The organism is Phytohabitans sp. LZ39 (assembly GCF_059359075.1).
Genome location: NZ_JCADBM010000007.1, coordinates 17,054 through 41,419, shown reverse-complemented (window position 1 = coordinate 41,419; position 24,366 = coordinate 17,054). Strand labels below are relative to the sequence as shown.

Below are 24,366 nucleotides of genomic sequence, written 5' to 3'. Positions count from 1 at the left end.
CGGCGAGATTGACCATCGCCCACATCGGGTAGGACCGCCCTTTTCCACACGACCAAACCGCGGTGCGTCACGCGCCGACTACGGCCCATTCACCGCCCAACCGAATTTGCGATCGACATCACGCCGATTCAACGCGCGACGTCAGTCCGGTCACGCGACCCGCCCGCTTCCCAAAGCTCCGCGATACCCGGGCCACCGCACTACAGTGGGCCCGCGGAAACGCCACCACGGGCCACGCCGGGCGTGCGGCCGGCGGCGTTCGCGATCGCCCGGACGCGGTCAGAGCTCCTCTCAAAGCGGAGATGAGCTCTGACCACGAGAAGGCGCGCGGATTACAGGCCCTGGGCGAGCCGGTGGTAGGCGGCGCTCCAGCGCAGCTCCTTGGCGAGGCCGCGGCGGGTGGTGCCGGCGTCGATGTGCACCAGCTCGATGCCCAGGTGCTCCGCCACGATGTGCACCTCGTCCGCCTCGACCGCGGTCGACAGCACCGTGTGGTGCGGCCCGCCGGCGGTGAGCCAGCCCTCGGTGGCGGTGGAGAAGTCGGGGCGCGGCTCCCACACCGCGCGGGCGACCGGCAGGTGGGGCAGCGGCTCGTCCGGCGGTACGACGTCGATGTCGTTGGCCACCCAGCGGAAGCGGTCCCCGAGGTCGGCCCAGCCGACCACGACGCCCGGGCCGCTCGCCGCCGTGAACACCAGGCGGGCCGGGTCCTCCCGGCCGCCGATGGAGAGCGGGTGTACCTCGATGCGCGGGCGCTCCCCGGCGATCGTCGGGCAGACCTCCAGCATGTGCGCGCCGAGCACCTTCGGGGTGCCGGGCGCCAGGTGGTACGTGTAGTCCTCCATGAACGAGGTGCCGCCCGGCCGGTCGCCGCCGACCACCTTGAGGACGCGGGTCAGCGCCGCGGTCTTCCAGTCGCCCTCGCCGCCGAAGCCGTAGCCGGCCGCCATCAGCCGCTGCACCGCGAGGCCGGGCAGCTGTCGCAGGCCGCCGAGGTCCTCGAAGTTGGTGGTGAACGCCCGGAACCCGCCCTCCTCCAGGAACTGCCGCAGCGCCGCCTCCACGCGGGCCTGGTAGCGGACGCTGTCGTGCCGCGCGCCGCCGGGGCGTACGTCGGCGTCCAGCTCGTAGGTCTCCAGGTACTCCTCGATCAGCGCGTCGACGGCGGTGTCCTTGACCCCGTCGACGATCCGGACGAGGTCGTTGACGCCCCAGGTGTTGACCGAGACGCCGACCCGCAGCTCCGCCTCGACCTTGTCTCCCTCGGTGACCGCGACGTCGCGCATGTTGTCGCCGAAGCGGGCCAGCCGCAGCGACCGCGCCTCCGCCACGCCGGCCGCCGCGCGGGTCCACGAGCCGATCCGCGCGGCCACCGCCGGGTCGCTCACGTGCCCGGCGACCGTGGTGCGGGCGACCCGCAGCCGGGTCAGCGCGAACCCGAACTCGCGGTCGCCGTGCGCGGCCTGGTTGAGGTTCATGAAGTCCATGTCGATCGTCGCCCAGGGCAGGGCGGCGTCGGCCTGGGTGTGCAGGTGCAGCAGCGGCTTGCGGAGCGTGTCCAGGCCCGAGATCCACATCTTGGCCGGGGAGAACGTGTGCATCCACGCGATCACGCCGATGCAGGCCGGGGACTCGTTGGCCCGGCCCATCACCTGGCGGATGGCGTCGCCGCTGGTCAGCACCGGCTGCCAGGAGACCCGGACCGGCACGCCGGCGGCCGCCTCCAGGGCGGCGGCCACGCGCTGGGACTGCTCGGCGACCTGGCGCAGCGTCTCCTCGCCGTACAGTCCCTGGCTCCCGGTCAGGAACCAGACTTCTTTGCCCGGGTAGGAGTCCTCGGTCACGGCCTTCCCTTCTGTTCGTGCACGCGCGGTGCGGGGTGTCAGCGGGTTGCCCCGGCCCGCCGCTTGTTGTAGATGTCGAACGCGACGGCCAGCAGCAGGACCAGACCCTTGACCACCGACTGCGTGGACTGGTCGATGCCCTCGAGCTGCATGCCGTTACTCATGACCGCCATGAACAGGCCGCCGACGATCGCGCCGGTGACCTTGCCGACGCCGCCGGCGACGGCCGCTCCGCCGATGAACGCCGCGGCGATCGCGTCGAGCTCGAACATGTTGCCGGCGCCCGGCTGCGCCCCGCTGGTGCGGGCGGAGTAGATGACACCGGCGATGCCGGCCAGCAGCCCCATGTTCACGAAGATCCAGAAGTTGACCTTGCGGACCTTCACGCCGGAGAGCGTCGCGGCGGACAGGTTGCCGCCGATCGCGTAGACCTGGCGGCCGAAGACGGTGTTCTGGGTCATCAGGCCGTAGGCGATCACCAGGACGGCCAGGATGAGCAGGACGATCGGCAGGCCGCGCGAGTGCGCGAGCTGCCAGGCGAAGTACATGACCACCGCGCCGACCAGCAGCACCCGCGCCACGAACAGCGGGAACGACTCCACGGACTGCTGGTAGCGGATCCGCGCGAGCCGGGTGCGGAACACGCTCACCGCGTACCCGACGACGGCGATCGCGGCGATCAGGAGGGTGAACGCGTCGTAGCCCTGCCCGCCGAGCAGGCCGTTGAGGAAGCCGATGGCGATGTCGTTGTACTGGCTCGGGAACGGGGAGAGCGAGATGTTGTCGAGCACCTGGAGCGTCAGGCCGCGGAACAGCAGCATGCCGGCCAGCGTGACGATGAACGCGGGCATGCCGACGTACGCCACCCAGAAGCCGTGCCAGGCGCCGGTCGCGACGCCGACGGCGATGGCCGCGACGACGCCCAGCCACCACGGGTAGTCCTGCTGGATCACGACGACGGCCGAGACCGCCCCGGTGAGCGCGACCACCGACCCCACCGACAGGTCGATGTGGCCGGCGACGATCAGGATCACCATGCCGATCGCGAGCACCAGGATGTGCGAGTACTGGAGCACGATGTTGGTGATGTTGTCCGGGCTGAGCAGGACGCCGTCGGTCAGGAACGCGAACAGCAGCACGAGGGCGACGAACGCGACGTAGATGCCGCTCTGCTGGAGGTTGCGCATGATGAGCGTGCGCGGGTCGCTGGTGCCGGCGTGCAGCGCCACGGACGGGGCGCTCCCGGACGGGGCGAGCTCCGCCTTCTCAGTGGGCTTGGTGCTGGTCATCCGGCGAGCTCCTTCTCCTTCGTCATGAGCGCCATGAGGTTTTCCTGGGTGGCCTGGGCGACCGGCATCTCACCGGTGATCCGCCCGGCCGAGAGCGTGTAGATCCGGTCGCACATCCCCAGCAGCTCGGGCAGCTCCGACGAGATCACGATGACGGCCTTCCCCCGCGCCACGAGTTTGTTGATGATCGCGTATATCTCGGTCTTCGCGCCGACGTCGATGCCCCGCGTCGGCTCGTCCAGGATCAGCACGTCCGGGTCGGTGAAGAGCCACTTCGACAGCACGACCTTCTGCTGGTTGCCGCCGGAGAGGGTGCCCACCTGGTCCATCACGGTGCGGGTCCGGATGTTCAGGTCGCGGCGGCTCTCCTCGGCGACCTTGATCTCCTCGTTGCCGTTGACCCAGCCGCCGCGGGCGAGCTTGCCGAGCGCCGCGGCGGAGACGTTGGCCCGCACGTCGGCGATGAGGTTGAGGCCGTAGCGCTTGCGGTCCTCGGTCGCGTACGCGATGCCGTTGTCGATCGCCTCGGCCACGGTGCGCGCGCGCACCTGCTTGCCGTGCATGAAGAGCCGGCCGGTGATGTCCCGCCCGTACGAGCGGCCGAACACGCTCATCGCCAACTCGGTGCGGCCGGCGCCCATCAGCCCGGCGATGCCGACGACCTCGCCGGCTCGCACGTTGAGGCTGGCCCCGTCGACCACCTTGCGCGGCTGGACCGGATGCCACACGGTCCAGTCTTCGATCCGGAGCACCTCCTCCCCCGGCGCGGAGACCCGGTCGGGGTAGAAGCTGTCGAGGTCGCGCCCCACCATGCCGCGGATGATGCGCTCCTGGGTCACGTCGCCGGACCGCATGTCGAGCGTCTCGACCGTGCGCCCGTCGCGGATCACGGTGGTGGAGTCGGCGATGGCGGTGATCTCGTTGAGCTTGTGCGAGATCATGATGCAGGTGATGCCCTGGTCGCGCAGCCGCCGCAGCAGGTCGAGCAGGTGCGCGGAGTCGATGTCGTTGAGCGCGGCGGTCGGCTCGTCGAGGATCAGCAGACGCACCTCTTTGGACAGTGCCTTGGCGATCTCGACCAGCTGCTGCTTGCCGACGCCGAGCTGGATGACCGCGTTGACCGGGTTTTCGTCCAGCCCCACCGAGGCCAGCAGCGCGGCCGCGTCGGCGTTCGTGCGGTTCCAGTCGATGAAGCCGCCGCGGCCACGGCGCTCGTTGCCGAGGAAGATGTTCTCCGCGATCGACAGGTACGGCACCAGCGCGAGCTCCTGGTGGATGATCACGATGCCGACGGCCTCGCTGTCGCGGATGCCGCCGAAGTGCACCGGCTGGCCGTCGAACATGATCTCGCCGTCGTAGCTGCCGGTCGGGTACACGCCGGACAGCACCTTCATGAGGGTGGACTTGCCGGCGCCGTTCTCCCCGCAGATCGCGTGGATCTCCCCGCGCCGGACGGCGAGCGACACGTCGGCGAGCGCCGTCACACCGGGAAACCGTTTGGTGATGCCGCGCATCTCGAGTAGTACGTCGTCGCCCATCCCGCATCCTCCGTTCATCGTCCGCACGCCGGCCACGGGGTCGGGCTCGGCGGCCGCCACCGCCGAGCCCGACCGCGCGTCTACTTGGCCTGGCCGGCGGCGACTTCCTCCGCCGTGAAGTAGCCGGAGTCGATGAGCTCCTTCTTGATGTCGTCCTTGTAGACGGTCACCACCGGCAGCAGGTACGAGGGCACGACCTTCACGCCATTGTCGTACGTCTTGGTGTCGTTGGCGGTCGGCGTCTTCTTCTGGAGGAACGCCTCGGCGCCGATGACGGCCTGCTCGGCCAGGAGCCGGGTGTCCTTGAAGATCGTCGAGCTCTGCACGCCGTCGTTGATGAGCTTGACCGAGGCGATCTCCGCGTCCTGACCGGTCACGACCGGCATCGGGTTGGCGCCCTTGCCGTAGCCGGCGTTCTGGAGGGCGGTGATGATGCCGCGGGACAGGCCGTCGTAGGGGGACAGCACACCGTTGACCTTCGAGCCGTCGTTGTACGAGGAGGTCAGCAGGTCCTCCATGCGCTTCTGCGCGGTCTCCTGCTGCCACCGCAGGATCGCCACCTTCTCGATGGCGGTCTGGCCCGACTTGACCACCAGCGCCTTGCTGTCGACGAACGGCTTGAGCGTGTCCATCGCGCCGTCGAAGAAGAAGTGGGCGTTGTTGTCGTCCAGCGACCCGGCGAACAGCTCGACGTTGAACGGCCCGGTCTTGGTGCCCTTCGCGCCCTCCTTCGTCTGGAGCCCGAGCCCGACCAGCAGCGCGTTGGCCTGCGCGACGCCGACCTTGTAGTTGTCGAAGCTGACGTAGAAGTCGACGTTCTTGCTGTCGCGGATCAGCCGGTCGTAGGCGATCACCGGGATCTTCTTGTCCGCGGCGGCCTGGAGCTGGCCGCTGAGCGCCGTGCCGTCGATCGCCGCGATCACCAGGACGTCGGCACCCTGCGTGATCATCTGGTCGACCTGCTGCGACTGCGTCGGGATGTCGTCGTTCGCGTACTGGAGGTCGACCTTGTAGCCCTTGGCCTCCAGCTTTTCCTTGACCGAGTTGCCGTCGGCGATCCACCGCTCCGAGGTCTGCGTCGGCATCGAGACGCCGATCGTCAGGTCCTTAGGGTCCTGAGCCGCGGTATCGGTATCCCCACCGGCACCCTCTCCACCACAGGCCGCGAGGCTGAACGCCAGCACCGCGCCGCCCAGAGCGGCCAGAAGTTTCCTGTTCACAAATCTCTCCCCTCCGGGATCACGTGTCATGCAGGCCCGAAGATCAGGTTGAGCCACATTGTTAGCGCTCACATTCGCGCCGTCAAGGTGTGCCCAGGACATCCACCAGTCACGGTCGCGTAACGAGATCACCCGACGTATCGATCAGCCGCACCACCAGCGGCCCGATCCCCGCGTGACCGTATTGTTCTGATCTTGGCAGGTCGGCCCCGTCACCCTCCGCATAACAAAGCGATAACGGCACCCACGACCACCCACCGTGCCCGGCCGGCCTCCGCACCCCCGCCCGCGCCTTGTGACCGTTCTCAACGCCACGCCGGCGAACCGAGACCCCGATCTCGAAGATTTGAGCTACCGCGACGCCCGTCGTGGTCCAGACCGTCGCTCCCGCGGCCTCACCCGTCCGCCGCGGGTCACGCCCACCCCGCGGCCGGCCGGGCACCGCGCCAGGACCTCGACCCGCGTCGGCGTGACGATGCGGGGGCGGGGCGCACCGCGCACGGCTCGTTTGTCCACAATGCCCCTTACCGAGGCGACCGCAACAGACCCGGACAGAGGCACCGTCACCAGGAGTAACCGCCGTAGCGGGCGTGACGGCATCCAATGCCAGATCTTGGAGAGTTAGGGCGCCATATCAACCCTAAGTCTCCTAGATCTCAAAGCCCGACCCCCGACGCTGCTGACGCTACGTCAGGATGCGGCAGGTAGAGAGGGCCGCGGCCGCCCAGCGAACGAACCCGGGGCTTGTCCCGCGGACCCGGCAGTGGACGGCCGGGGAACTCGGCTCGCCCCGCGAGCCGCCGGCCGGGAACGGTGCCCGCGGGAGCATACGGTTTGGTGGCCGGCGTGTTGCCGCGGGCCTTGATCGGCGACGAGAGTGGGCGGCAGCCTGGTGATCGTGGTCGTTCAGGCCCCCTGGAGGGGGTTCGGATGACCACGATCTACAAGGTCGCCCGTCGATCAAGGGATCAGACGCCACCCGCCGGTGCCATCCCGACGGTCCGGGGCGCGCCCGGGCCGCAGGCCCCCGTGGGGTGACCGCGACCAGCGGCGGACGGGTGAGGCCGCGGGAGCGACGGAGGGCGACCACGACGGACATCGCGGCAGCCCAAATAAAACATCATGAATTTCACCGCACCGCGGGGAACCAGAGCGCCGCGCCCGCCGACTATCCGTGCGTGGACGACGAGACGGAGCTGGCGCTCGCCGCCGGGCAGGGTGACCGGGTCGCGGCGGCCGCGTTCGTCCGGGCGACCCAGCAACGGGTGTGGCGGTTCGTCGCCCACCTGGCCGGGCCGGGCGAGGCGGACGACCTGACCCAGGAGACCTACGCGCGGGCGCTGCGCAGCCTGCCCGGGTTCGCCGCCCGCTCGTCGGCGCTCACCTGGCTTTTCGTGATCGCGCGCCGGGTCGTCGTCGACCACCGGCGCACCGCCGCGGCCCGGCCCCGGACCGCCGCGCTGGACGACTTTCCGGCCGTGGCCGAAACGCGGGTGTTTCCGGTCGAGGACGGCGTCGTGCTGCGGCGGCTGCTCGACGGGCTGGCGCCCGAGCGGCGGGACGCGCTGGTCGCCACGCAGGTGCTCGGGCTCTCGTACGCGGAGGCGGCCCAGGTCTGCGACTGCCCGGTCGGCACGATCCGCTCCCGGGTGGCCCGGGCCCGCGACGACCTGATCGCGGCGATGGCCGACACCGGCGCGCGCCGCCGCTCGAGCTGAGAGCGGCGGGGTGGCCGTTCGCCGCCCCGCCGCCGGATGGTGCGCGCTCAGCTGGGCAGGCCGCCCACCTGGGTGTTGATCCACGCCCGGATCGCCGGGAGGTCACCGTAGATGGACGGGCCGGTCGCGCAGACCGCGCTGCCGTTGCCGGACCGGCTGGTCGCGCCGATGAGGTTCCAGCGGCCGTTCACCAGGCGCACCTCCGGGCCGCCCGAGTCGCCGTAGCAGGCGCCCGAGTTGCCGTTGGTGTTGTTGGTGCAGATCTCGACCGGGCCGTCGATGCCGAGGCAGCGGCTGTCCGCGACGATCGAGGTGTCGAGCTCGTTGGCGATCGTCGGCGTGGAGCCGCAGCCGCGGGTCGGGCAGGTCAGGCCCCACCCGATGATCCGGGTGGCGGTGCCGACCGCGCCCGAGGTGGTCGGGATCGGCGCCGGCGCCTGCGTCACCGAGCTGGCCAGCCGCAGCAGCTTGACGTCGGCCCGCGAGTGGCTGACCGCGCCGTTGACGGCGACCACGGTCCCGCCGCTGGTGCGGTTGATGCTGCCGACCCGAACCGACGACGGCGTCGGGCAGTGCCGTGCGGTGACGACCCAGTTCGCCTTGATGAGCGAGCCGGTGCAGCCGGACGTGTACACGAGGAACGAGTAGTTCTCCGAGGCCGGCCGGCCGCCGACGATCATCGGCGTGACGGTGCCGCCGGGATCGGTGGCGGCGGCGCTTCCGTAGAACTGTGGCGCCGCGCCGGCCGGTGCCGCGCCGGCGACATTCAGCGCCGCGACCATCACGGCGCCGAGCGCCGCGACCGACAGTCTTCTTAGGACCATTGATGACCTCCTGGACGTCGTGGGGGGTGACCCCGCCCACACGCTATCCATTTAGGGACATCTTTCAATCCAATCGGCTATACCGGAACGTTCCTATCGCCGGGCGATGGCGGGGCGATACTGAGGGGCGTGGCGGAGGACATCAAGGCCGCCGCGGCCGCGGCGTACGCGGCGGCGGCCGACCACTTCGACGCGCTGCCGTTCTGGGAGCGGTTCGGCCGGCGGACGGTCGACCGGCTCGGCCTGCGGCCCGGCGAGCGGGTGCTCGACGCCTGCTGCGGCACCGGCGCCTCCGCGCTGCCGGCCGCTCGGCGGGTCGGCCCGCACGGCACCGTCCTCGGCGTCGACCTCAGCGAGCCGGCGCTGGCGCTGGCCCGTGCCAAGGCGCGCGAGCGCGGTCTGTCCAACGTGGAGTTCCGCGTCGCCGACGTCGAGCGGGTCGACCTCGCGCCAGAGCACTTCGACGCGGTGGTGTGCGTGTTCGGCGTCTTCTTCCTGCCCGACATGGTCGCCGGCGTCCGCCGGCTGTGGCGGCTGGTCCGCCCCGGCGGGCGGCTGGCGGTCACGGTCTGGGGGCCGCGGCTGTTCGAGCCGGCGACCGGGGAGTTCTGGGCCGCGGTCGGTGCGGAGCGTCCCGACCTGGTGGGCGGCTTCCACCCGTGGACGCGGGTGACCGAGCCGGCCGCCCTCGCCGACCTCTTCACGCGGGCGGGCGCGGCGGCGCCGGCCGTGGTGGCCGAGGCGGGCACGCACCCGCTGGCTGACCCCGGCGACTGGTGGACGGTCGTGCTCGGCACCGGCTACCGGGCGACCGTCGCGCGGCTCGACCCCGAGGCGGTGGCACGGGTGCGGGCGGCGACCGTCGCGCGCGTCGAGGCACGGGCGATCCGCGAGGTGGAGACCAACGTCGTGTACGCCGTGGCCGGGAAGCCGTCAGGTGCGCGACACATCGGTCCTCGTCCATGAGACGCGGGTGCACGTTACGGGCCTGGGGAAGACTCTCGCCGTGATCCTGGTGCTGTCCGCCGCCGCCTTTCACCGCCCCCGCCCGGGCCGGAGCCGGCAGCGGTGGCGCCGGGCAGCACGTCGAGTTCGGCAACCAGGCCGGCCTGGCGCCGGGCCGGTGTGTGGCCCGCTAGGCCCTGGCCACCGCACTGCTCACAGTGGACGGCCGCGCCCGCCACGGCGAGTGGGCCACGCTGACCATTCGGCTCATTTCGGGTGCCACCGGGCGCGTGGAATAGACCACTGGGCGCGCATCGCCCGACTTGCGCATTAGGTTCCGAGCGATAGAGGAGCTTCGTTCGCGGAGGGCGGGAGGCACCGTGCGTCTGCTGTCAGCGCTGGACCACCAGCACACCGTCGCCCCGGCGGGATACAGCCGCTGGCTGATCCCGCCCGCGGCACTGTCGGTGCACCTGTGCATCGGGCAGGCGTACGCGACCAGCGTCTACAAGAACTCGCTCATCGCGCACTTCGACGCGAGCCAGACCGCGATCGGCGTCATCTTCAGCATCGCCATCGTGATGCTCGGCCTGTCGGCGGCGGTCGGCGGCACCTGGGTGGAGGCGAACGGGCCGCGCAAGGCGATGTTCGTCTCCGCCTCGTTCTGGGCCAGCGGCTTTGTCGTAGGAGCCCTGGGTATCGCCACGAAGCAGCTGTGGCTCGTGTACCTGGGATACGGGTTCCTCGGCGGTATCGGGCTCGGGATCGGCTACATCTCCCCCGTCTCCACGCTCATCAAGTGGTTTCCCGACCGGCCGGGCCTGGCCACCGGGCTGGCCATCATGGGCTTCGGCGGCGGCGCGCTGGTCGCCAGCCCGCTCTCCCGCCAGCTGCTGGAGCTCTACGACTCCGGCTACGACTCGGGTGTCGCCGGCTCGGTGGCCTCCAGCGGCGCGCTGGTCGGGCTGTTCCTGACACTGGGCGCCGGATACTTCGTGATCATGATGTTCGGCGTGGTCAACGTCCGCGTCCCGCCACCGGGTTGGCGGCCGGCCGGCTTCGACCCGGCGACCGTCGCCGCCAAACCGCTGGTCACCACCGCGAACGTCTCCGCCTCGAACGCGATCCGCACCCGCTCCTTCTGGCTGCTGTGGGTGGTGCTCTTCTGCAACGTGACCGCCGGCATCGGCATCCTGGAGCAGGCCAGCCCGATGATCCAGGACTTCTTCCGGGACGGCGGCACGTCGAGCGTGACCGTGGCGGCGGCGGGCGGCTTCGTCGGGCTGCTGTCGCTGTTCAACATGGCCGGCCGGTTCGCCTGGTCGTCCACATCGGACCTGATCGGCCGCAAGCCCATCTACATGGTGTACCTCGGCGTGGGCATGGTGCTGTACGCGCTGCTCGCCGCCGTGGGGCACGCCGCGACCGGGCTGTTCGTGCTGCTCGCCGGCGTCATCCTGTCGTTCTACGGGGGCGGCTTCGCGACGGTTCCGGCGTACCTGCGCGACCTGTTCGGCACTTTCCAGGTCGGCGCGATCCACGGCCGCCTGCTGACCGCCTGGTCAGCCGCCGGCATCGCCGGGCCACTCATCGTCAACGGCTTCCTCGACGCGCAGGGCAAGCCCGGCACGCTGACCGCCGCGGCGTACCGGCCGGCACTGTTCACGATGGTCGGTGTGCTGGCCGTCGGCTTCGTCGCGAACCTGCTGATCCGGCCGGTCCCCGACCACCACCACGAGCCCGCCGCCGGGCCGCCGCCGACCGAGACCGTCGCGGCGGAAGGGAGTCCCACCCGATGAACCAGACGACCCGGCTGTGGGTGTCGTGGCTGCTGGTCGCGGCGCTGCTCGGCTACGGCGTGACGCAGACCGTCATCACCGCCGCGAAGCTCTTCACGAGCTGAACATCTCGCACAGCCACCCCACCACCCGCGGCGCCACCGCCGCCAGCACGGTGAAGTGGTCGGCGCCGGCGACCGGCACGTACCCGACGTCGGTGCCGGCGGCCGCGAGCTGGCCGGCGGTCAGCTCGGTCAGCGCGGCCGGCAGGGCGTCGGCCGTGCCGTGTGCCAGCCGCACCGGCCGGTCGTACCGCGCCACCGGCACCTCGTCGTCGGCGAGCAGCGACGCGAACACCGCGCCCGCGGCCGGCGGGTCGAGGAACGCGTCTCCGTTGGTGACGCCCGCCGCGGTGGCGGCCAGGTCGGCCACGCACAGCCGACCGGCGGCCGCGACGAGCTCCAGCCCGCGCGGCGTGAACACGTCCTCGGCCCGGAACGCGCCCCGGTCGGTCACCGGCAGCGTCCGCCCCAGGTAGGGCACGGCCGGGTTGAGCGGCGCGGCGGGCACACCGGCGGCGGCCGACTGGAGCCCCCACTGCGTGGTCGGCGCCACCGCCACCGTGCCGAGGTGCCGCAGCTCCGGCGCGTACGACGCGGCCACCGCGCCGGCCCACAGCGCCGCGTGCCCGCCCAGCGAGTAGCCGACCGCCGCCCACGCGCGCGACACCGGCGCGATCCGCCGCGCCGCCCGCACCGCGTCGATCAGCGCCGCCGCCTCGGCCCGCCCGTTCACCCCGGAACCCTCGCCCGGCGTGCCTATCCCCTCGTAGTCGGTGACCGCCACCGCGTACCCGGCGGCCAGCAGCGCCTCGCCGAGGGGCCGCACGAACGGCGGCGTGCCGGCCCGCGACGCCGCGCACGCGTCGGGCGTGCCGTTGAAGCCCGGCCCGAAGCCGACCACCCGCCAACCGCCGGTGGGCGCCCGACCGGCCGGCACGGTGACCGTGCCGCTGACCACCGTCCGCCGCCCGTTCCACGACGTGGAGACGTACCAGACCCGCCACGCCGCGCCGGTGCCGGCGAGCCGCAACTCGGCGGGGAGCGGCCGCACGGCGACCACGGTCCCTGTCGCGGGCGGGCGGTCATGGGCACCGGCCGCCCCCGGCACCACGAAGAGCGACCCCACCAACGCCACCAGGACGACCACCGCTCGCTTCACAGATCGATGATAGTCACTCTCTGGCTGGATCTGCGCAGCACCTCGGCACCCATCGCCCCGCTCGCCGCCCCGCACGGCTCCAAGGTTGCCTTTTGCTGGCTCGAATTCACATCATCGGCGTATTCGAAGTATTGGCATGTCGTAAGCCCTGCGACCCATCCACAAATTGGGGATGATCGATCACCGTTCGGGGCACCAATTTCCGGGCGATCATAGGATAATTGGCGCATGCGGCAACTTCAATTATTCACGTCGGCCGCACTCGCCGAAATGCGTGACCGCACCAAGTCGCGCAACTATTCTCCCGCGCGCGAGGAGTTTCGTCGCGCGCACGAGCGCCATCGCGCCTGGGGTCTGGTCCAGCGCCATGGCGAGCGCATGCGCCGCCTGCGCAAGAGCGCGCGTGCCACTCCAGCGGCGGGCCCGCGCGAGACTCGCCCACCAGACCCGACTCGACCCGTGCCCTCGGCGCCTACGCGGCTTGAGCAGCAGCGACACCCGAAACACCTGGCCAGGAAAGGTCAGCCCGCTCGGCCGGGCAACAGCCGCGACCACACGGAGCCGTCTCATCCGCCTACACCCGCGCCGGCAAAACGTCCGCCAGAGAGATCACCGGTGCACCCGTCATCGCCCGTTCCCAGCCGGACTGGCGCTGCCCTCCGACCTGGACCGCGTTCCACACCGCGTCCACCGCGGCCGGACCACCGGCCGACCAACTTTGCGATTGAAATCGCGCCGAGAATAGCGAGCCATTATCCAATGGTCTCGCGAAGACGGCGTCCGACCAAACGTGCGGCGGTAGCCCGAACGCGCGGTCCGCCCCCTGTTTCCGATTGGTGTTGGTCGGCGTGGCCGCGAGGTGATGCGCGGCCGCGGATCGGAGCCGCCGCCTATCGCCCGCATGGCCTCGGACCGCTTCCTCCCCCGGCGTCTTCACGTCGATAGGCGGCGCCCTACGGCCTGCTGTCGAGCTGCCCCGTCTGCGCGTGCGGGTCGACCTGGCGCGCATGCCCGCACCGCGCGGCAGCATCATCCCGACGAACGAGGCGGCGAGCACCGCAAGCCTCCCGGAGCACGACCCGGAGGTGAACGGTGGGCTTGGCCCGCGGACCTGGCAGTGGAGGCCGGGGATCTCGGCGAGCGTCAGCTCGCCGCCGGCCGGAGCGGTGCCCGCGGGAGCATGCGGTCCGCAGGTGACGCGGACGTGGGCGAAAGAAGTTCAGCCGGGGTGTCGCCGGGTGAGTAGGCGGCGCGGAAGAAACCGCGGACGCGGCGCTGGCCGAGGCCGAGGTTATGCGCGAAGGGGGTGGGCTTCGCCGGTGCCGCCGTGTCGAATCCGATGTAGACGTCGTCGCGGCGGCCGCGGTTGGGGTCGTAGACGCGCAGGGTCACCCGGCTGCCGGTGCCGCTGTAGCCGTACGCCAGCACCTGATGGTTGAGGCCGAGGTCCTGCGGGCGTTTGGAGCTGACCGTCACCACCCCGATGGGCACCGGCAAGCCACGGTCGAGGTCCTTTCGGACCTGGGGCCACTGGATCCGGATCGTGCGCCAGCTGAGTCCCCGCTCGGTGAGGACCCGGCGGCCGAAGACGCGGAAGGTGGCGTCGCCGTCGGGGAGGTTCATCCATTGGTAGTACTGGGCGACGCCGGCCGGCACGTGCCACGACGCGATCAGTCTGTCCACGATGTACCGGTAGAGCGGCTGGCCCGCCGCCGGCCGGTCGTCGGGCGGCGCGGCGCCGGAGCGCCAGTAGTCGAGCGCGGCGAAGGTCATGCCGCCGCAGAGGCCGTCGGCGGCGTCGCCGACCCGGATGTCGCCGAACAGGGTCGGCAGGACCACGGCCGGCTGGGACGGCCAGGAGTTGTCGAACGCGAAGCCGTGCCGCGACGGTAGGAAGCTGTCCGCCATCGGCTCACGCTAGTGCTCCCGGCCGGCACGCGCGGTCGGGTTTCCGACCGACGGCTCAGGCTGGCACGACCATCGGCGTGCCGGCGACCGGATCCGGCACGATCAGGCAGGCCATGCCGAAGACCTTCTCCACGAGCGCCGCGGTGACCACCTCGGCGGGCGGTCCCTCGGCCACGATCGCGCCGTCCGCCATCGCGATGATGTGGTCGCAGAAGCGGCAGGCGAGGTTGAGGTCGTGGAGCACCGCGACGATGGTCTTGCCGGACTCGGCGTTGAGCGCGCGCAGCAGCCGCAGCAGCTCGACCTGGTGGTTGATGTCCAGGAACGTCGTGGGTTCGTCGAGCAGCAGCAGGTCGGTGTCCTGGGCCAGCGCCATGGCGACCCACACCCGCTGCCGCTGCCCGCCGGACAGCTCGCGGATCGGGCGGTCGACGAGGTCCGCGGTGCCGGTGGCCTCCAGCGCGCGGGCGACCGCGTCGTGGTCGCCCGCGGTCCACCGGCGAAACCAGCCCTGGTGCGGGTACCGCCCGCGAGACACGAGGTCGGCGACGGTGATGCCGTCCGGCGCGACCGGGGTCTGCGGGAGCAGCCCGAGCACCTTGGCGACGTCGAGCGTGCTCAGGTCGGCCAGCGACCTGCCGTCGAGGTAGACCGCGCCGTCCTTGGGCGGCAGCAGCCGGGCCAGTCCACGCAGCAAAGTGGACTTGCCGCAGGCGTTGGCACCGACGATCGCGGTCATCTTGCGGTCGAGCACCGTGACGTCGAGGTTGGGTACGACGGTCCGGCCGTCGTACCCGAGGGTCAGCCCCTCCGCGCGCAACCGGGTCACGGTGCCACCTCTGATCGCTCGCTCAGCGTCGTCGTGGTCGGCCGCCGCCCTCCACGCTCACTCATCCACCCGCTCCTTGCCGGTTCGTGGTGGCCAGCAGCCACAACAGATAAGGTGCGCCGACCGCGCCGGTCACCACGCCCGTGGGCAGCGGGGTGGGCAGCACGTGTACGGCGACGAGGTCGGCGCTGAGCAGCAGCGCGGCGCCGACGAACGCGGCGGCGAGGATCCCGCCGGTGGCCGGGCCGAGCAGCCGGTTGGCGATCGGCCCGGCGACGAGCGCGACGAACGCGATCGGCCCGGCCACCGCGACGGCGAGCGCGACGAGCACGACCGCGGTGGCGAGCAGGCCGGCGCGGCCGAGCTCGGTACGGGTGCCCAGCGCGCGGGCGGCGTCGTCGCCGAGCTCGAGTGCCCGAAGTGGACGCTGGAGCAGCAGCGCGGTGGGCAGCAGCACGACCAGGGCGCCGGTGAGCAGCCACAGCTCGTCGGTGCTGGCCTGCCCGACCGAGCCGGTCAGCCAGTGCATGGCCTGCCGGGCCTCGAACAGCTTGGCCTTGGCCAGCACGTATCCGACGACGCCGTCGAAGAAGGCCGCCATCCCGATACCGATGAGGATGAAGCGGTAGCCGGTGACGCCGCCGCGCCAAGCGAGCAAGTACATCAGCAGCCCGGCGACGATCGCCCCGCCGAGGGCCAGCCCGCTGACCAAGAGCCCGCCGACCTCCAGGACCACGATGCCGACGACCGCCGCGAGCCCGGCTCCGTTGGCGATGCCGACGAGGTCGGGTGAGGCGAGGGGGTTTCGCAGGAGTTGTTGGAAAATCGTGCCGGAGGCGCCGAGCGCGAGCCCGACGGTCAGCGCGGAGGCGGCGGTCGGCAGCCGCAGGCCGCGCACGACGAAGTCGACGCTGGGGTCGTCGCGCAGGTGCAGGACCGAGGCGATCACCTCGGTCGCGCTGAGCCGGAAGCTGCCGACCATCATCGTGAACACGAAGAGGGCGGCGACGACGACGGCGAGCGCACCGGTCACGGCGACCGAGCGGGTGGCGCGGCGCCGGCGGGTCAGGCGCAGTGCGGTCGGTGCGGCCATCGTGGCGGTCACGGTCACACCTCCGACAGGCGGGCGTAGCGGACGATGGCGACGAACGTGGGCGCGCCGAGCACGCCGAGCACGACACCGACCTGGAGCTCGTCCGGTGCCAGGGCGACGCGGCCGAGCACGTCGGCGAGCAGCAGCACGATCGGTGCCAGCAGCATCGAGTACGGCAGGATCCACCGGTAGTCGGGCCCGCAGATGAAGCGCGCGAGGTGCGGCACGACGAGTCCGACGAAGACGATCGGCCCGCACGCCGCGGTCGCCGCGCCGGCGAGCACGGCCACCACCGCGAACGCGGCGGCCCTCGTCCGGGTGACGTGCTGGCCCAGGCCGCGGGCCATGTCCTCGCCGAGCGCCAGCCCGTTGAGCGCGCGGCCGAAGAACATCGAGACGGCGAGGCCGACCAGGATGAACGGCGCGACGCCGGTGAGGATCGGCGTGTACCGGCCGGCGAGCGAGCCGACCTGCCAGAAGCGCAGCTCGTTGAGGGCGTCCACATTGGTCATCACGATGCCGCTGGTGACCGAGGCGAGGCCGGCGGTCACGGCCACGCCGGCCAGCGCCAGCTTGACCGGGGTGGCGCCCTCGCGGCCCATCGAGGCGATCGCGTACACGAGCACGAGCGCCCCGATCGCGCCGGCGAACGCGAACCAGATGTAGACGCCGACGCCGCGCACGCCGAGCACGGTGATGGCGAAGACGACGCAGGCGGCCGCACCGGAGTTGATGCCCATGATGCCGGCGTCGGCGAGCGGGTTGCGGGTGACGCCCTGGAGCACCGCCCCGGCGACGCCGAGCGCCGCGCCGACCAGGATGCCGAGCAGGGTGCGCGGCACCCGCATCTCCAGGGTGACCGTGCTGGTGATCGACCCGTCGTCGTCGAGGCTGACGAGGGCGCGCAGCACGTCCCACAGCCCGAGCGACCGCGACCCCATCGTCACGCTGAGGAACGCCACGAGCACGAGGACCGCACAGAGCACGGCGAGCCCTGGCCCGAGAGCCACAGCCCGCCGTGCTTTGCGAGGCGCGGTGCGCGTCGCGTAGGCGCTAGTCGCCGACATTCGGGTCGGCGGCCTTGACCGCCGCGGTCAGCTTGTCCAGCTCGGTGGCGAAGTCGCCGTAGGTGTGCAGCCAGAACGCCGGCCAGGAGACCGTCGCGCCGGCCTTCGCCGCCTTGATCTTGAACCAGGTGGGCTGCTTCTTGCCCCACTCCGCGTTGGCGGTGGCGGTGAAGGAGCGGCCGTCCCACAGGATCAGGTCGGGCTGGTACTTGTCGGCGTTCTCCCAGCTGAGGTTCTCCCAGTACGGGAAGCCGGGGTCGGGGCTGGCCGGGGTGAGCACGTCCAGGCCCCAGCTCTTCAGGTCGAGCAGCTCCGGCGCGTAGGGCGGGTTGGCCACGTACACCTTGTCGTCGGCGGGGGACATCGCCGCGACCGTGAGGCCCGGCTTGGCCGCGACCGCCTCCTTGAACGCGGCGACCGCCTGCTCGAAGCGCTGCTTGTTGGCGGCGATCTCCGGCTTGCTCACGTCGGCGCCGAGGCTCTTGGCGAGGCTCTCGTACCCGTCGGCCAGCGCCACGATCGACTTGCCCTGCGACACGCCGACGACGGGCGCGAGTTCGGCAAGCTTCTTGCTTTTCTCGTCGACGCCTTCCTCCATGCCGCTGTGCGCTTTCTCGGCCGGCCACCAGTCGCCGACGATGAGGTCGGGCCGCAGGGCGGCCGCCTTCTCCACGTCGATCTTGCCCCACTCCTGACCGAGGATCTCGATGCCGGTGAGGTCGAGGTTCTTCAGGTTGGGGTCGGTCTTCACCGACTCGTCGGCGTAGATGCCGACGGGCTTGATGCCGAACGACATCAGCGCGGCCGCCTCACCGGCGTGCGCGATGATCCGCGTCGGGGTCTTGTCGGCCTTCACGACCTGACCCGAGCCGTCGGTGAACTGCCAGGGTCCGGCCGGGGCGGCGGCGGCCTCGCCGCCGGTGGTGGAGTCGTCGCCGCAGCCCGCGAGCAGGGCGCTGAGCGCCACCAGGGCCAATATCGGACGCCATGCGCGCATGGAGGATCTTCCGTTCTCGGGGGACGTTGGTGCTCAGGGTTAGGTTAGGCTAACTATGCCCGCCGGTTTTGGCTAGCCCGCATGATCCACCTCACCGGGCCGCCACCCGCGCGTTTCCAGGGACGAGGTGGCGCGAGGCGCGCCGGGAGGCGTCAGGCGCGGTCGTTGTTCGGGCGGCGTCCGTGCCGCGCGGCGCTGGTCCCCCGCCGCCCGAAGCCGTGCGCGATCGGAGTGGGGTCACGGTGGCGGCCGCGGTTGGGCGGCCCGAGGACGAACGGAAAGTCGAACCCCGCCGCGTCCTCGCCGTCCGGATCCGCCGGCTCTTCCTCCTGAACGGCCATCCCGCCCCCCGCTGCTGGATCTCGGCGAAGCCGGGCGAGGGTGTCGTATGTGATATTTCGCCCGTGCCGCCGGTCGTCGTCGGGCCGTCGGAATCGAGTGGACCGGCCCTACCTCCATCGTGGACCGACTCGCACCGGAACGGTCGCACAGGCGGTGCGAGCGCAGGTTGAGATGATCTATCGAAGAAGTGGGCTCACCCGTCCGCGGCCGCCCGGCGGCGATAGTTGGCGTACTTGCGGGCCGCGTAGCCGTGCGCCTCGGCGAGCAGCGCGCGCACCGTGGGCAGCGTCGCCTCGCCTGGGTTCACCACGCACACCCAGTACTGCGACGCGTAGGTCGGGTGCGGCATGAGGGTGTCCTCGGCCGCGTAGTCGGTGGGCGGGTCGCCGAACGACGCCGTGTACGTGGCCTTGGTCAGGCCGATGTTGAGCCGGTATGCGTCGCGTCCGTCCAGTTTGGACACGTCGTCGTAGTGGTCGCCGGTCACGATCGTCGCGAACGGCATCTGCCGCGCGGGCGGTAGGTCGCCGTCGGGGTCGTAGAGGAAGAAGCTGTCGCCCGAAGCCTCGGCGACGCGGACCCCGTCGAACTCCGCGCTGATGTACCGCCTCATCTCACTGGCACGCATGCTTCAAGTGTTTCATTGAAGTGCTGTTTGAGGGTTGTGCCGGCGTGGCCGTGAAGACCGCGCCGGCACCCTCAATCAGCGCGGCGACGTACCGCCGGCCGGCGGTGCCGTCCGAGGCGCGCCGCCCGCATCCGCCCGGCGGCGTCCGCGGCGGCCGCCCGCAACGGCCAGTACACGTGGTCGCGCCCAGCCAGCCGGCGCGCCACCACCCCCTTCTCCCACAGCCGGACCAGGCTCGTCCGCACCGTGTCGTACGCCAGCCCCGACCCGAGTGCCGCCTGCACCTCGGCCGGGCTGAGTGGTGCCTCCGCCGCCGCCAACGCCGCCACGACGTCTACGGCCAGCGGCCCTTGCGCACGGCATCCCCCCACCGTTCACCTCCAGGTCCACCCGCACGCTCAACGCGCGAGCCCCCGCACGCGTAACGGCGCCGGCTACATCGGCCGCCACGCGGGATGGTAGACGCGGTAGCCGCCCACCTCCTCGATCCGGGCGGGGACGCCGGTGGCCGCCAACCGCGCCGCGAAGGCCCGGTCGGCCGGCGAGCCGATCGGGAACACGTACGCCGGGTTGGGGTGGACGGCGACCGCGTCCCGGTACGGCCGGTAGCGGTCCAGGCCGGGGCGCAGGTCGTTCTCGAGCACGGCGCAGACGAGCCGCTCGCGGCTGGCGAAGGCGAGCCGGTTGCAGGTCCAGTACACGGTGTAGAGGTGGGTGACGCCGGAGCGCTCCAGGGAGGTGACGAGGGCGCGCTCGCGGGCCGCCTCGGCGGCGCCGCGCGGCAGGTCGCGGGCGAGCGCGACGGTCGGGAGGAGCATCCCGGCCACGATCGTGACGAGCAGCAGGGTGGCGGCCACCGCCCGTCCCGGTACTATCCACAATAGACCGAGGGATTGCCGCCGCAGCCGGGCTGCCGCGGTCCACAGTGGCCAGAGCACGGCCGGCAGCGAGATGAGCAGCGGGGTCAGGTAGCGCACGCTGGCGCCCGGGGTGTGGCCGGCGGCGCCGCTGCGGGCGTACGCCACGAGGGTCACCGCGGCCGCGACGGCGAGCGCCAGGCGGCCCATCTGGCGGATCCTCTCCGGACGCGCGGCCGCCCGCCGCAGCGCCACCGCCGCGCCCCCACCGGCGGCCAGCAGCGCGAACGGGTAGAGCGCGCCGAGCAGCAGCGGCCAGCCCTCGCACGAGCCGGGAGCGCAGAGCCCGCCGCCCAGCGGGACGCCGAGCAGCACCGCGCCGTACAGGCGGTCGGCGAGCGGCGCCGGCTCGCCCTCCGCGAGGTGCAGCATCGCCGAGAGGCTGGTGCCGGTCACGCCCAGGGCCACGTGGTGCACGACGGCCGGCGCGGCGCCGACCAGCACACCGGCGAGCAGCACGGCACCGGACCGGCCGAGCAGCTCGCGGCCGCAGCCGGCGGCGAGCAGCAGGCCGGCCGCCGCGACGTACGGCAGGATCAGCCAGTCGTCCCACACCGCCAGGCCGGCGAGGAGCCCGAACCCGGCGAACGCGGCGAGCCGCCACCGGCACCCGGAGGCGAGCAGGAGGGCGAGCAGCAGGACGCCGGCGCCGAGCGGCCGGATCTCCGGGTAGCCGCCGCCGGCGAACACCTGCCCCTGCACGACGCTGTGCGAGCCGAGCGCGAGCAGGGCCACCACCGCGACCGCGAACCACCGCGTGTAGAGGCGGCGGGTCAGCTGGTACATGAGCCAGCCGAACAGCAGGTACATCGGCACGAGCGGCAGCCGCAGCGCTACGAGGGAGGGCCCGGCCACGGCGAAGACCGGCGCCGCCAGGAAGGCCTCGAGCGTGCCCATGTAGTGCTGCCCGTAGAAGTACGCCGGGAAGTGCCGGCCCTCCGCGATGTGCAGGGCGGCCAGCGCCATCGTCGCCTCGTCGCTGCTGGTCGGCGGCATGCCGGTCAGGACCAGCACCAGCCGGAAAGCCCCGCCCAGCAGGACACAAACGGTGGCGGCCCACGCGGCCCGGTCGACGCGGCGGCGCGAACGCGCGTCGAATCCGGGCAGCGAGGACCCACCAGAGACCATGACGGCCACGCCCGCACCACTCCTCGCCAGAGACGAAAGGCGCGCCGCCATCTATAAAGAGGACGCGGATGGGGGAAACGTTGCGGCCGACCGGAGATTTGCTGATTTCCGAAGGTCTGTTGTGGATAGAGTCAGCCGACGGTCACCGTGTGCAGCAGGTGTTGAAGCCGGTGGCCGGCTCCCAGACCGTGGGTTGCGCGATTCGCCGCCAGCGGTCACGCGACTCGCTCAGCACGGCCGCCGCTGCCCGCCACACCGCCCGTCGCGCGACTCGCTCGACGCGGCAGCCGCCGTCGCGCCGCGCGGCGTGCGCCCTCGGCCCGCGGCGTGGTCGGCCCGCGGCGTGCGCAGCCGTCGCGCGGCGTGTCGGCCCGCGACGCGCGGAGCCGTCCCGCGGCGCGGTCGGCCCGTGGCGTGCGCAGCCGTCCCGCGGCGCGGTCGGCGCGCAGCCGTCGCGGCGCGCGCCCGCTGGCGGTCAGGGTTTCGTGGGTGAGTCGCGGGGCGCGCCGCTCCGCCGGGTCTCTGATCGACGGCGGAACCCTCAGCGTGCCGGCGCCTCCGGGGCCGCGAGGCCGCTGCCGGGGTCGAAGATGTGGCGCTCCAGGTGGTCGAGGGCGTGCTTCACCGCGCCGAGCGCCACCGCGTCCTCGCCGAGCGCCGACTGGAGCACCTCGGGCGTGCGGACGCACCGCTTGTCGAGCTCGCGGCGAAACGGCTCGAGGAGCACGTCGGCCGACCGGGAGAAGCCCCCGCCGACGACCACAAGCTGCGGGTCGAGCGCGAGCACCAGCGCCGACGTGCCGAGGGCCAGGTCCTTCACGTACCGCCGGACGATCGCGAGCGCCTGGCGGTCGCCTTCGCGCGCGGCCGCGAAGACGAAGCCCGCCATGTCGTCGGGGTCGGTGCCGTCCGGCGCGCCGGACCAGTCGCGCAGGTGGTCCTGCGCGCGGATCCAGCCCATCTCCGGCAGCACACCGATCTCGCCGGCCGCGCCGCCGAACCCGCGGTGTGGCCGCCCGTCGATGATCAGGCCGGCGCCGGTGCGCAGGCCGGCGAGCACGTAGACGACGTCGCGCGCGTAGCGGGCGACGCCGCGCCAGGTCTCGGCCAGCGCGGCGAGCCGGCTGTCGTTTTCCACCAGCACCGGCCCGGACACCTGCCGGCGCAGGTGGTCGGCCAGGTGCAGGCCGGTCCACTCGGGCAGCGCGACGGACAGCGCCACCCGGCCGGCGGCGTCGACGAGTCCGCTGGTGGCGACCGTGGTGGCCCACATCTCCGAGCCCTTGCGGCCGGCGCCGGCCAGGCACTCGGCCACCACCTTGTCGACGACCGCGAGCCGGTCGACCCGCCCGGCCTCGGGCGAGACCGGCTGGCGCGTGCCGAACTGGGTGCTGCCGTCGAGGTCGGTGATGATCGCCCGCACCGTGTGGCCGCCGATGTCGACGCCGAGCACCCAGCCCGCGTCGGCGCGGAACCTGTAGCGCCGCGCCGGCCGCCCCATCGTGCCGGCCGCCGGGTCGACCTGCTCGACCCAGCCCTGCGTTTCGAGCTCGCGCACGACGTCTTCGGTGGCGGGGCGGGACAGGCCGGCGGCGCGGGCGACCTCGGTCAGCGTCCGCGGCGGCTGGCGGCGCAGGGCGTGCACGACCGCGAGCGTGTTGAGCTGTCGCAGCCGGGAGAGGTCTCCGCCGGCGAACTGTCCGGTCACGTGCGCACCCCTTGACGTCCGGGTCTTGCCCGCCCACTAATGATGGATAGTTTAAAAAGTAGCTCCGGCGGAAGGCACGTGAAATGACTTTAGGTGGGGTGCGGCTGGTCGTGGCGGGCGCGGGGCTGCGCGGGCTCGGCTACGCCCGCCGCGCCACCGCTTCCGGGCGCGCCCGGGTGGTCGCGGTCGCCGAGCCGGATCCGGTGCGCCGGGCGCGGTTCGCCGCCGAGTTCGGCGTCCCGGCCGACCTGGTGTTCGCGGACTGGCGCGACCTGGCCGCCGCCGGCCGCGTCGGCGACGCGATCGTGGTCGCCACCCAGGACCAGATGCACGCCGACCCCACGGTGGCCTTTGCCGAGCTGGGTTACCACATCCTCCTGGAAAAGCCGATGGCCACCACCGAGGACGACGCGCTGCGCATCGCCGCCGCCGTCGAGAAGGCCGGCGTCATCTTCGGTGTCTGCCACGTCATGCGGTACACGCCGTATACGAACGCGCTCAAGCGGCTGCTCGACGGCGGGGCGATCGGGCGGCTCGTCAGCGTGCAGCACCTCGAGCCGATCGGGTGGTGGCACTACGCCCACTCCTTCGTCCGCGGAAACTGGAACAGCAGCGACACGTCCGCCCCGCTGCTGCTCACCAAGTCCTGCCACGACATCGACTGGCTGCTGTACCTGTTCGGCGCCGCGCCCACCCGGGTCAGCTCCTTCGGCGGGCTCAGCCACTTTCGGCCCGACCAGCGGCCGGAAGGCGCCACCGACACCTGCCTCACCTGCCCGGTCGAGCCGACCTGCCCTTACTCGGCGCCCAAGCTCTACCTCCCCTGCGTCGGCGACCCGGACCGCGAGTTCTGGCCGCTCTCCGCCGTCACCGCCGACCACACGCCCGAGGGTGTCGAGGCGGCGCTGCGCACCGGGCCGTACGGGCGGTGCGTCTACGCGAGCGCCAACGACGTGGTCGACCACCAGGTCGTCTCGATGTCCTTCGCGGACGGTGCGACGTGTGCGTTCACGCTGACCGCGTTCACCCCGATGGAAGACCGCAAGACGCGGCTGTTCGGCACGCACGGCTACCTCGACGGCGACGGCACGCTGCTGCACCACACCGACTTTCGCACCGGCGAGCGGCAGACGATCGACACCGGCCCGCCCGGCGGGCACACCGCCGCCGACGGTCACCACGGCGGCGACGCGGCGATCACCGACGCGTTCCTGGCCGCCGTCGCCGAGGGCGACCCGTCGCTGCTCCCCTCCGACGCCGCGTCGAGCCTGCTCAGCCACCGCGTCGTCTGGGCCGCCGAGCGGGCCCGCACCACCGGCACGATCGTCGACCTCCCATCCTGACCTGGCGCCCCAGCACCCCACCGCGAAAG

Annotated in this window: 21 protein-coding genes; 5 read left to right on the top strand and 16 right to left on the bottom strand. The window is 72.1% G+C overall.

Annotation, left to right across the window (positions count from 1 at the left end; translation table 11 throughout):
• Positions 1–332 precede the first annotated feature (332 nt).
• The 4 genes from araA to chvE form a co-directional block, all read right to left on the bottom strand.
• A complete protein-coding gene (gene araA, locus AC5L36_RS15620) occupies positions 333–1,844 on the bottom strand; it encodes an L-arabinose isomerase (protein WP_441216380.1) in 1,512 nt (503 codons plus the stop codon).
• Positions 1,845–1,882: 38 nt separating this feature from the next.
• The gene (gene mmsB / locus AC5L36_RS15615) at positions 1,883–3,133 is read right to left on the bottom strand and encodes a multiple monosaccharide ABC transporter permease (RefSeq protein ID WP_441216379.1); all 1,251 of its coding nucleotides are present in this window, start codon (positions 3,131–3,133) and stop codon (positions 1,883–1,885) included.
• Positions 3,130–4,671 carry a multiple monosaccharide ABC transporter ATP-binding protein gene (gene mmsA / locus AC5L36_RS15610; RefSeq protein WP_441216377.1) on the bottom strand — a complete coding sequence of 514 codons (1,542 nt, stop codon included), beginning with the start codon at positions 4,669–4,671 and terminating at the stop codon, positions 3,130–3,132. Before mmsA ends, mmsB begins: the two co-directional genes overlap by 4 nt.
• Positions 4,672–4,751: 80 nt before the next feature.
• A complete protein-coding gene (chvE, locus tag AC5L36_RS15605) occupies positions 4,752–5,891 on the bottom strand; it encodes a multiple monosaccharide ABC transporter substrate-binding protein (RefSeq protein WP_441216376.1) in 1,140 nt (379 codons plus the stop codon).
• 1,178 nt (positions 5,892–7,069) lie between these two features.
• Here chvE and AC5L36_RS15600 point away from each other — a divergent pair.
• Positions 7,070–7,609: a sigma-70 family RNA polymerase sigma factor gene (locus AC5L36_RS15600; protein ID WP_441216374.1), complete on the top strand. Its 540-nt coding sequence runs from the start codon at positions 7,070–7,072 to the stop codon at positions 7,607–7,609.
• A 47-nt stretch (positions 7,610–7,656) separates the two neighbouring features.
• On the opposite strand, the gene AC5L36_RS15595 is transcribed toward AC5L36_RS15600, so the two are convergent.
• On the bottom strand, positions 7,657–8,433 hold the full coding sequence (locus AC5L36_RS15595; RefSeq protein ID WP_441216372.1) for a S1 family peptidase: 777 nt from the start codon (positions 8,431–8,433) through the stop codon (positions 7,657–7,659).
• A gap of 129 nt (positions 8,434–8,562) precedes the next feature.
• Between AC5L36_RS15595 and AC5L36_RS15590 the strand changes: the two genes are divergently transcribed.
• From AC5L36_RS15590 to AC5L36_RS15580, 3 genes are all read left to right on the top strand, one after another.
• On the top strand, positions 8,563–9,399 hold the full coding sequence (locus AC5L36_RS15590) for a class I SAM-dependent methyltransferase (protein WP_441216371.1): 837 nt from the start codon (positions 8,563–8,565) through the stop codon (positions 9,397–9,399).
• Positions 9,400–9,764: 365 nt separating this feature from the next.
• On the top strand, positions 9,765–11,177 hold the full coding sequence (locus AC5L36_RS15585) for an OFA family MFS transporter (protein WP_441216840.1): 1,413 nt from the start codon (positions 9,765–9,767) through the stop codon (positions 11,175–11,177).
• Complete coding sequence (locus AC5L36_RS15580; RefSeq protein WP_441216370.1) at positions 11,174–11,281, top strand: MFS transporter small subunit; 108 nt, start codon at positions 11,174–11,176, stop codon at positions 11,279–11,281. The genes AC5L36_RS15585 and AC5L36_RS15580 overlap by 4 nt, the downstream gene beginning before the upstream one ends.
• Here the strand turns inward: AC5L36_RS15580 and AC5L36_RS15575 are convergent.
• The 11 genes from AC5L36_RS15575 to AC5L36_RS15525 form a co-directional block, all read right to left on the bottom strand.
• A complete protein-coding gene (locus AC5L36_RS15575) occupies positions 11,271–12,377 on the bottom strand; it encodes a lipase family protein (RefSeq protein ID WP_441216369.1) in 1,107 nt (368 codons plus the stop codon). The two genes, AC5L36_RS15580 and AC5L36_RS15575, sit on opposite strands and share 11 nt — an antisense overlap.
• A gap of 1,143 nt (positions 12,378–13,520) precedes the next feature.
• Positions 13,521–14,285: a hypothetical protein gene (locus AC5L36_RS15570; RefSeq protein ID WP_441216368.1), complete on the bottom strand. Its 765-nt coding sequence runs from the start codon at positions 14,283–14,285 to the stop codon at positions 13,521–13,523.
• A 55-nt stretch (positions 14,286–14,340) separates the two neighbouring features.
• The gene (locus AC5L36_RS15565) at positions 14,341–15,114 is read right to left on the bottom strand and encodes an ABC transporter ATP-binding protein (RefSeq protein WP_441216364.1); all 774 of its coding nucleotides are present in this window, start codon (positions 15,112–15,114) and stop codon (positions 14,341–14,343) included.
• Between the two features lie 61 nt (positions 15,115–15,175).
• Entirely contained in the window at positions 15,176–16,219 is a 1,044-nt protein-coding gene (locus AC5L36_RS15560; RefSeq protein ID WP_441216363.1) for a FecCD family ABC transporter permease, read from the bottom strand.
• Between the two features lie 2 nt (positions 16,220–16,221).
• On the bottom strand, positions 16,222–17,217 hold the full coding sequence (locus tag AC5L36_RS15555) for a FecCD family ABC transporter permease (RefSeq protein ID WP_441216362.1): 996 nt from the start codon (positions 17,215–17,217) through the stop codon (positions 16,222–16,224).
• 43 nt (positions 17,218–17,260) lie between these two features.
• Positions 17,261–18,271 (bottom strand): ABC transporter substrate-binding protein, encoded by a 1,011-nt coding sequence (locus AC5L36_RS15550; RefSeq protein ID WP_441216361.1) that lies wholly within the window; start codon positions 18,269–18,271, stop codon positions 17,261–17,263.
• Between the two features lie 152 nt (positions 18,272–18,423).
• Positions 18,424–18,612, bottom strand: a complete 189-nt coding sequence (locus AC5L36_RS15545; protein ID WP_441216359.1) for a hypothetical protein — start codon at positions 18,610–18,612, stop codon at positions 18,424–18,426.
• 194 nt (positions 18,613–18,806) lie between these two features.
• A complete protein-coding gene (locus AC5L36_RS15540) occupies positions 18,807–19,241 on the bottom strand; it encodes a DUF6194 family protein (RefSeq protein ID WP_441216358.1) in 435 nt (144 codons plus the stop codon).
• A 71-nt stretch (positions 19,242–19,312) separates the two neighbouring features.
• Positions 19,313–19,612 carry a BlaI/MecI/CopY family transcriptional regulator gene (locus AC5L36_RS15535; RefSeq protein ID WP_441216356.1) on the bottom strand — a complete coding sequence of 100 codons (300 nt, stop codon included), beginning with the start codon at positions 19,610–19,612 and terminating at the stop codon, positions 19,313–19,315.
• 63 nt (positions 19,613–19,675) lie between these two features.
• Positions 19,676–21,295: a glycosyltransferase family protein gene (locus AC5L36_RS15530; protein ID WP_441216354.1), complete on the bottom strand. Its 1,620-nt coding sequence runs from the start codon at positions 21,293–21,295 to the stop codon at positions 19,676–19,678.
• A gap of 532 nt (positions 21,296–21,827) precedes the next feature.
• Positions 21,828–22,994, bottom strand: coding sequence for an ROK family protein (locus AC5L36_RS15525; protein ID WP_441216353.1), 1,167 nt, complete (start codon positions 22,992–22,994; stop codon positions 21,828–21,830).
• An 83-nt stretch (positions 22,995–23,077) separates the two neighbouring features.
• Here AC5L36_RS15525 and AC5L36_RS15520 point away from each other — a divergent pair, with 83 nt between their 5' ends.
• Positions 23,078–24,337, top strand: a complete 1,260-nt coding sequence (locus AC5L36_RS15520; protein ID WP_441216352.1) for a Gfo/Idh/MocA family protein — start codon at positions 23,078–23,080, stop codon at positions 24,335–24,337.
• Positions 24,338–24,366 lie beyond the last annotated feature (29 nt).

Coding starts and splice junctions, on each gene's coding strand:
- mmsB (WP_441216379.1), bottom strand. CDS start 3,133: ATGACCAGCACCAAGCCCACTGAGAAGGCGGAGCTCGCCCCGTCCGGG.
- mmsA (WP_441216377.1), bottom strand. CDS start 4,671: ATGGGCGACGACGTACTACTCGAGATGCGCGGCATCACCAAACGGTTT.
- AC5L36_RS15595 (WP_441216372.1), bottom strand. CDS start 8,433: ATGGTCCTAAGAAGACTGTCGGTCGCGGCGCTCGGCGCCGTGATGGTC.
- AC5L36_RS15580 (WP_441216370.1), top strand. CDS start 11,174: ATGAACCAGACGACCCGGCTGTGGGTGTCGTGGCTGCTGGTCGCGGCG.
- AC5L36_RS15570 (WP_441216368.1), bottom strand. CDS start 14,285: ATGGCGGACAGCTTCCTACCGTCGCGGCACGGCTTCGCGTTCGACAAC.
- AC5L36_RS15550 (WP_441216361.1), bottom strand. CDS start 18,271: ATGCGCGCATGGCGTCCGATATTGGCCCTGGTGGCGCTCAGCGCCCTG.
- AC5L36_RS15545 (WP_441216359.1), bottom strand. CDS start 18,612: ATGGCCGTTCAGGAGGAAGAGCCGGCGGATCCGGACGGCGAGGACGCG.
- AC5L36_RS15540 (WP_441216358.1), bottom strand. CDS start 19,241: ATGCGTGCCAGTGAGATGAGGCGGTACATCAGCGCGGAGTTCGACGGG.
- AC5L36_RS15520 (WP_441216352.1), top strand. CDS start 23,078: ATGACTTTAGGTGGGGTGCGGCTGGTCGTGGCGGGCGCGGGGCTGCGC.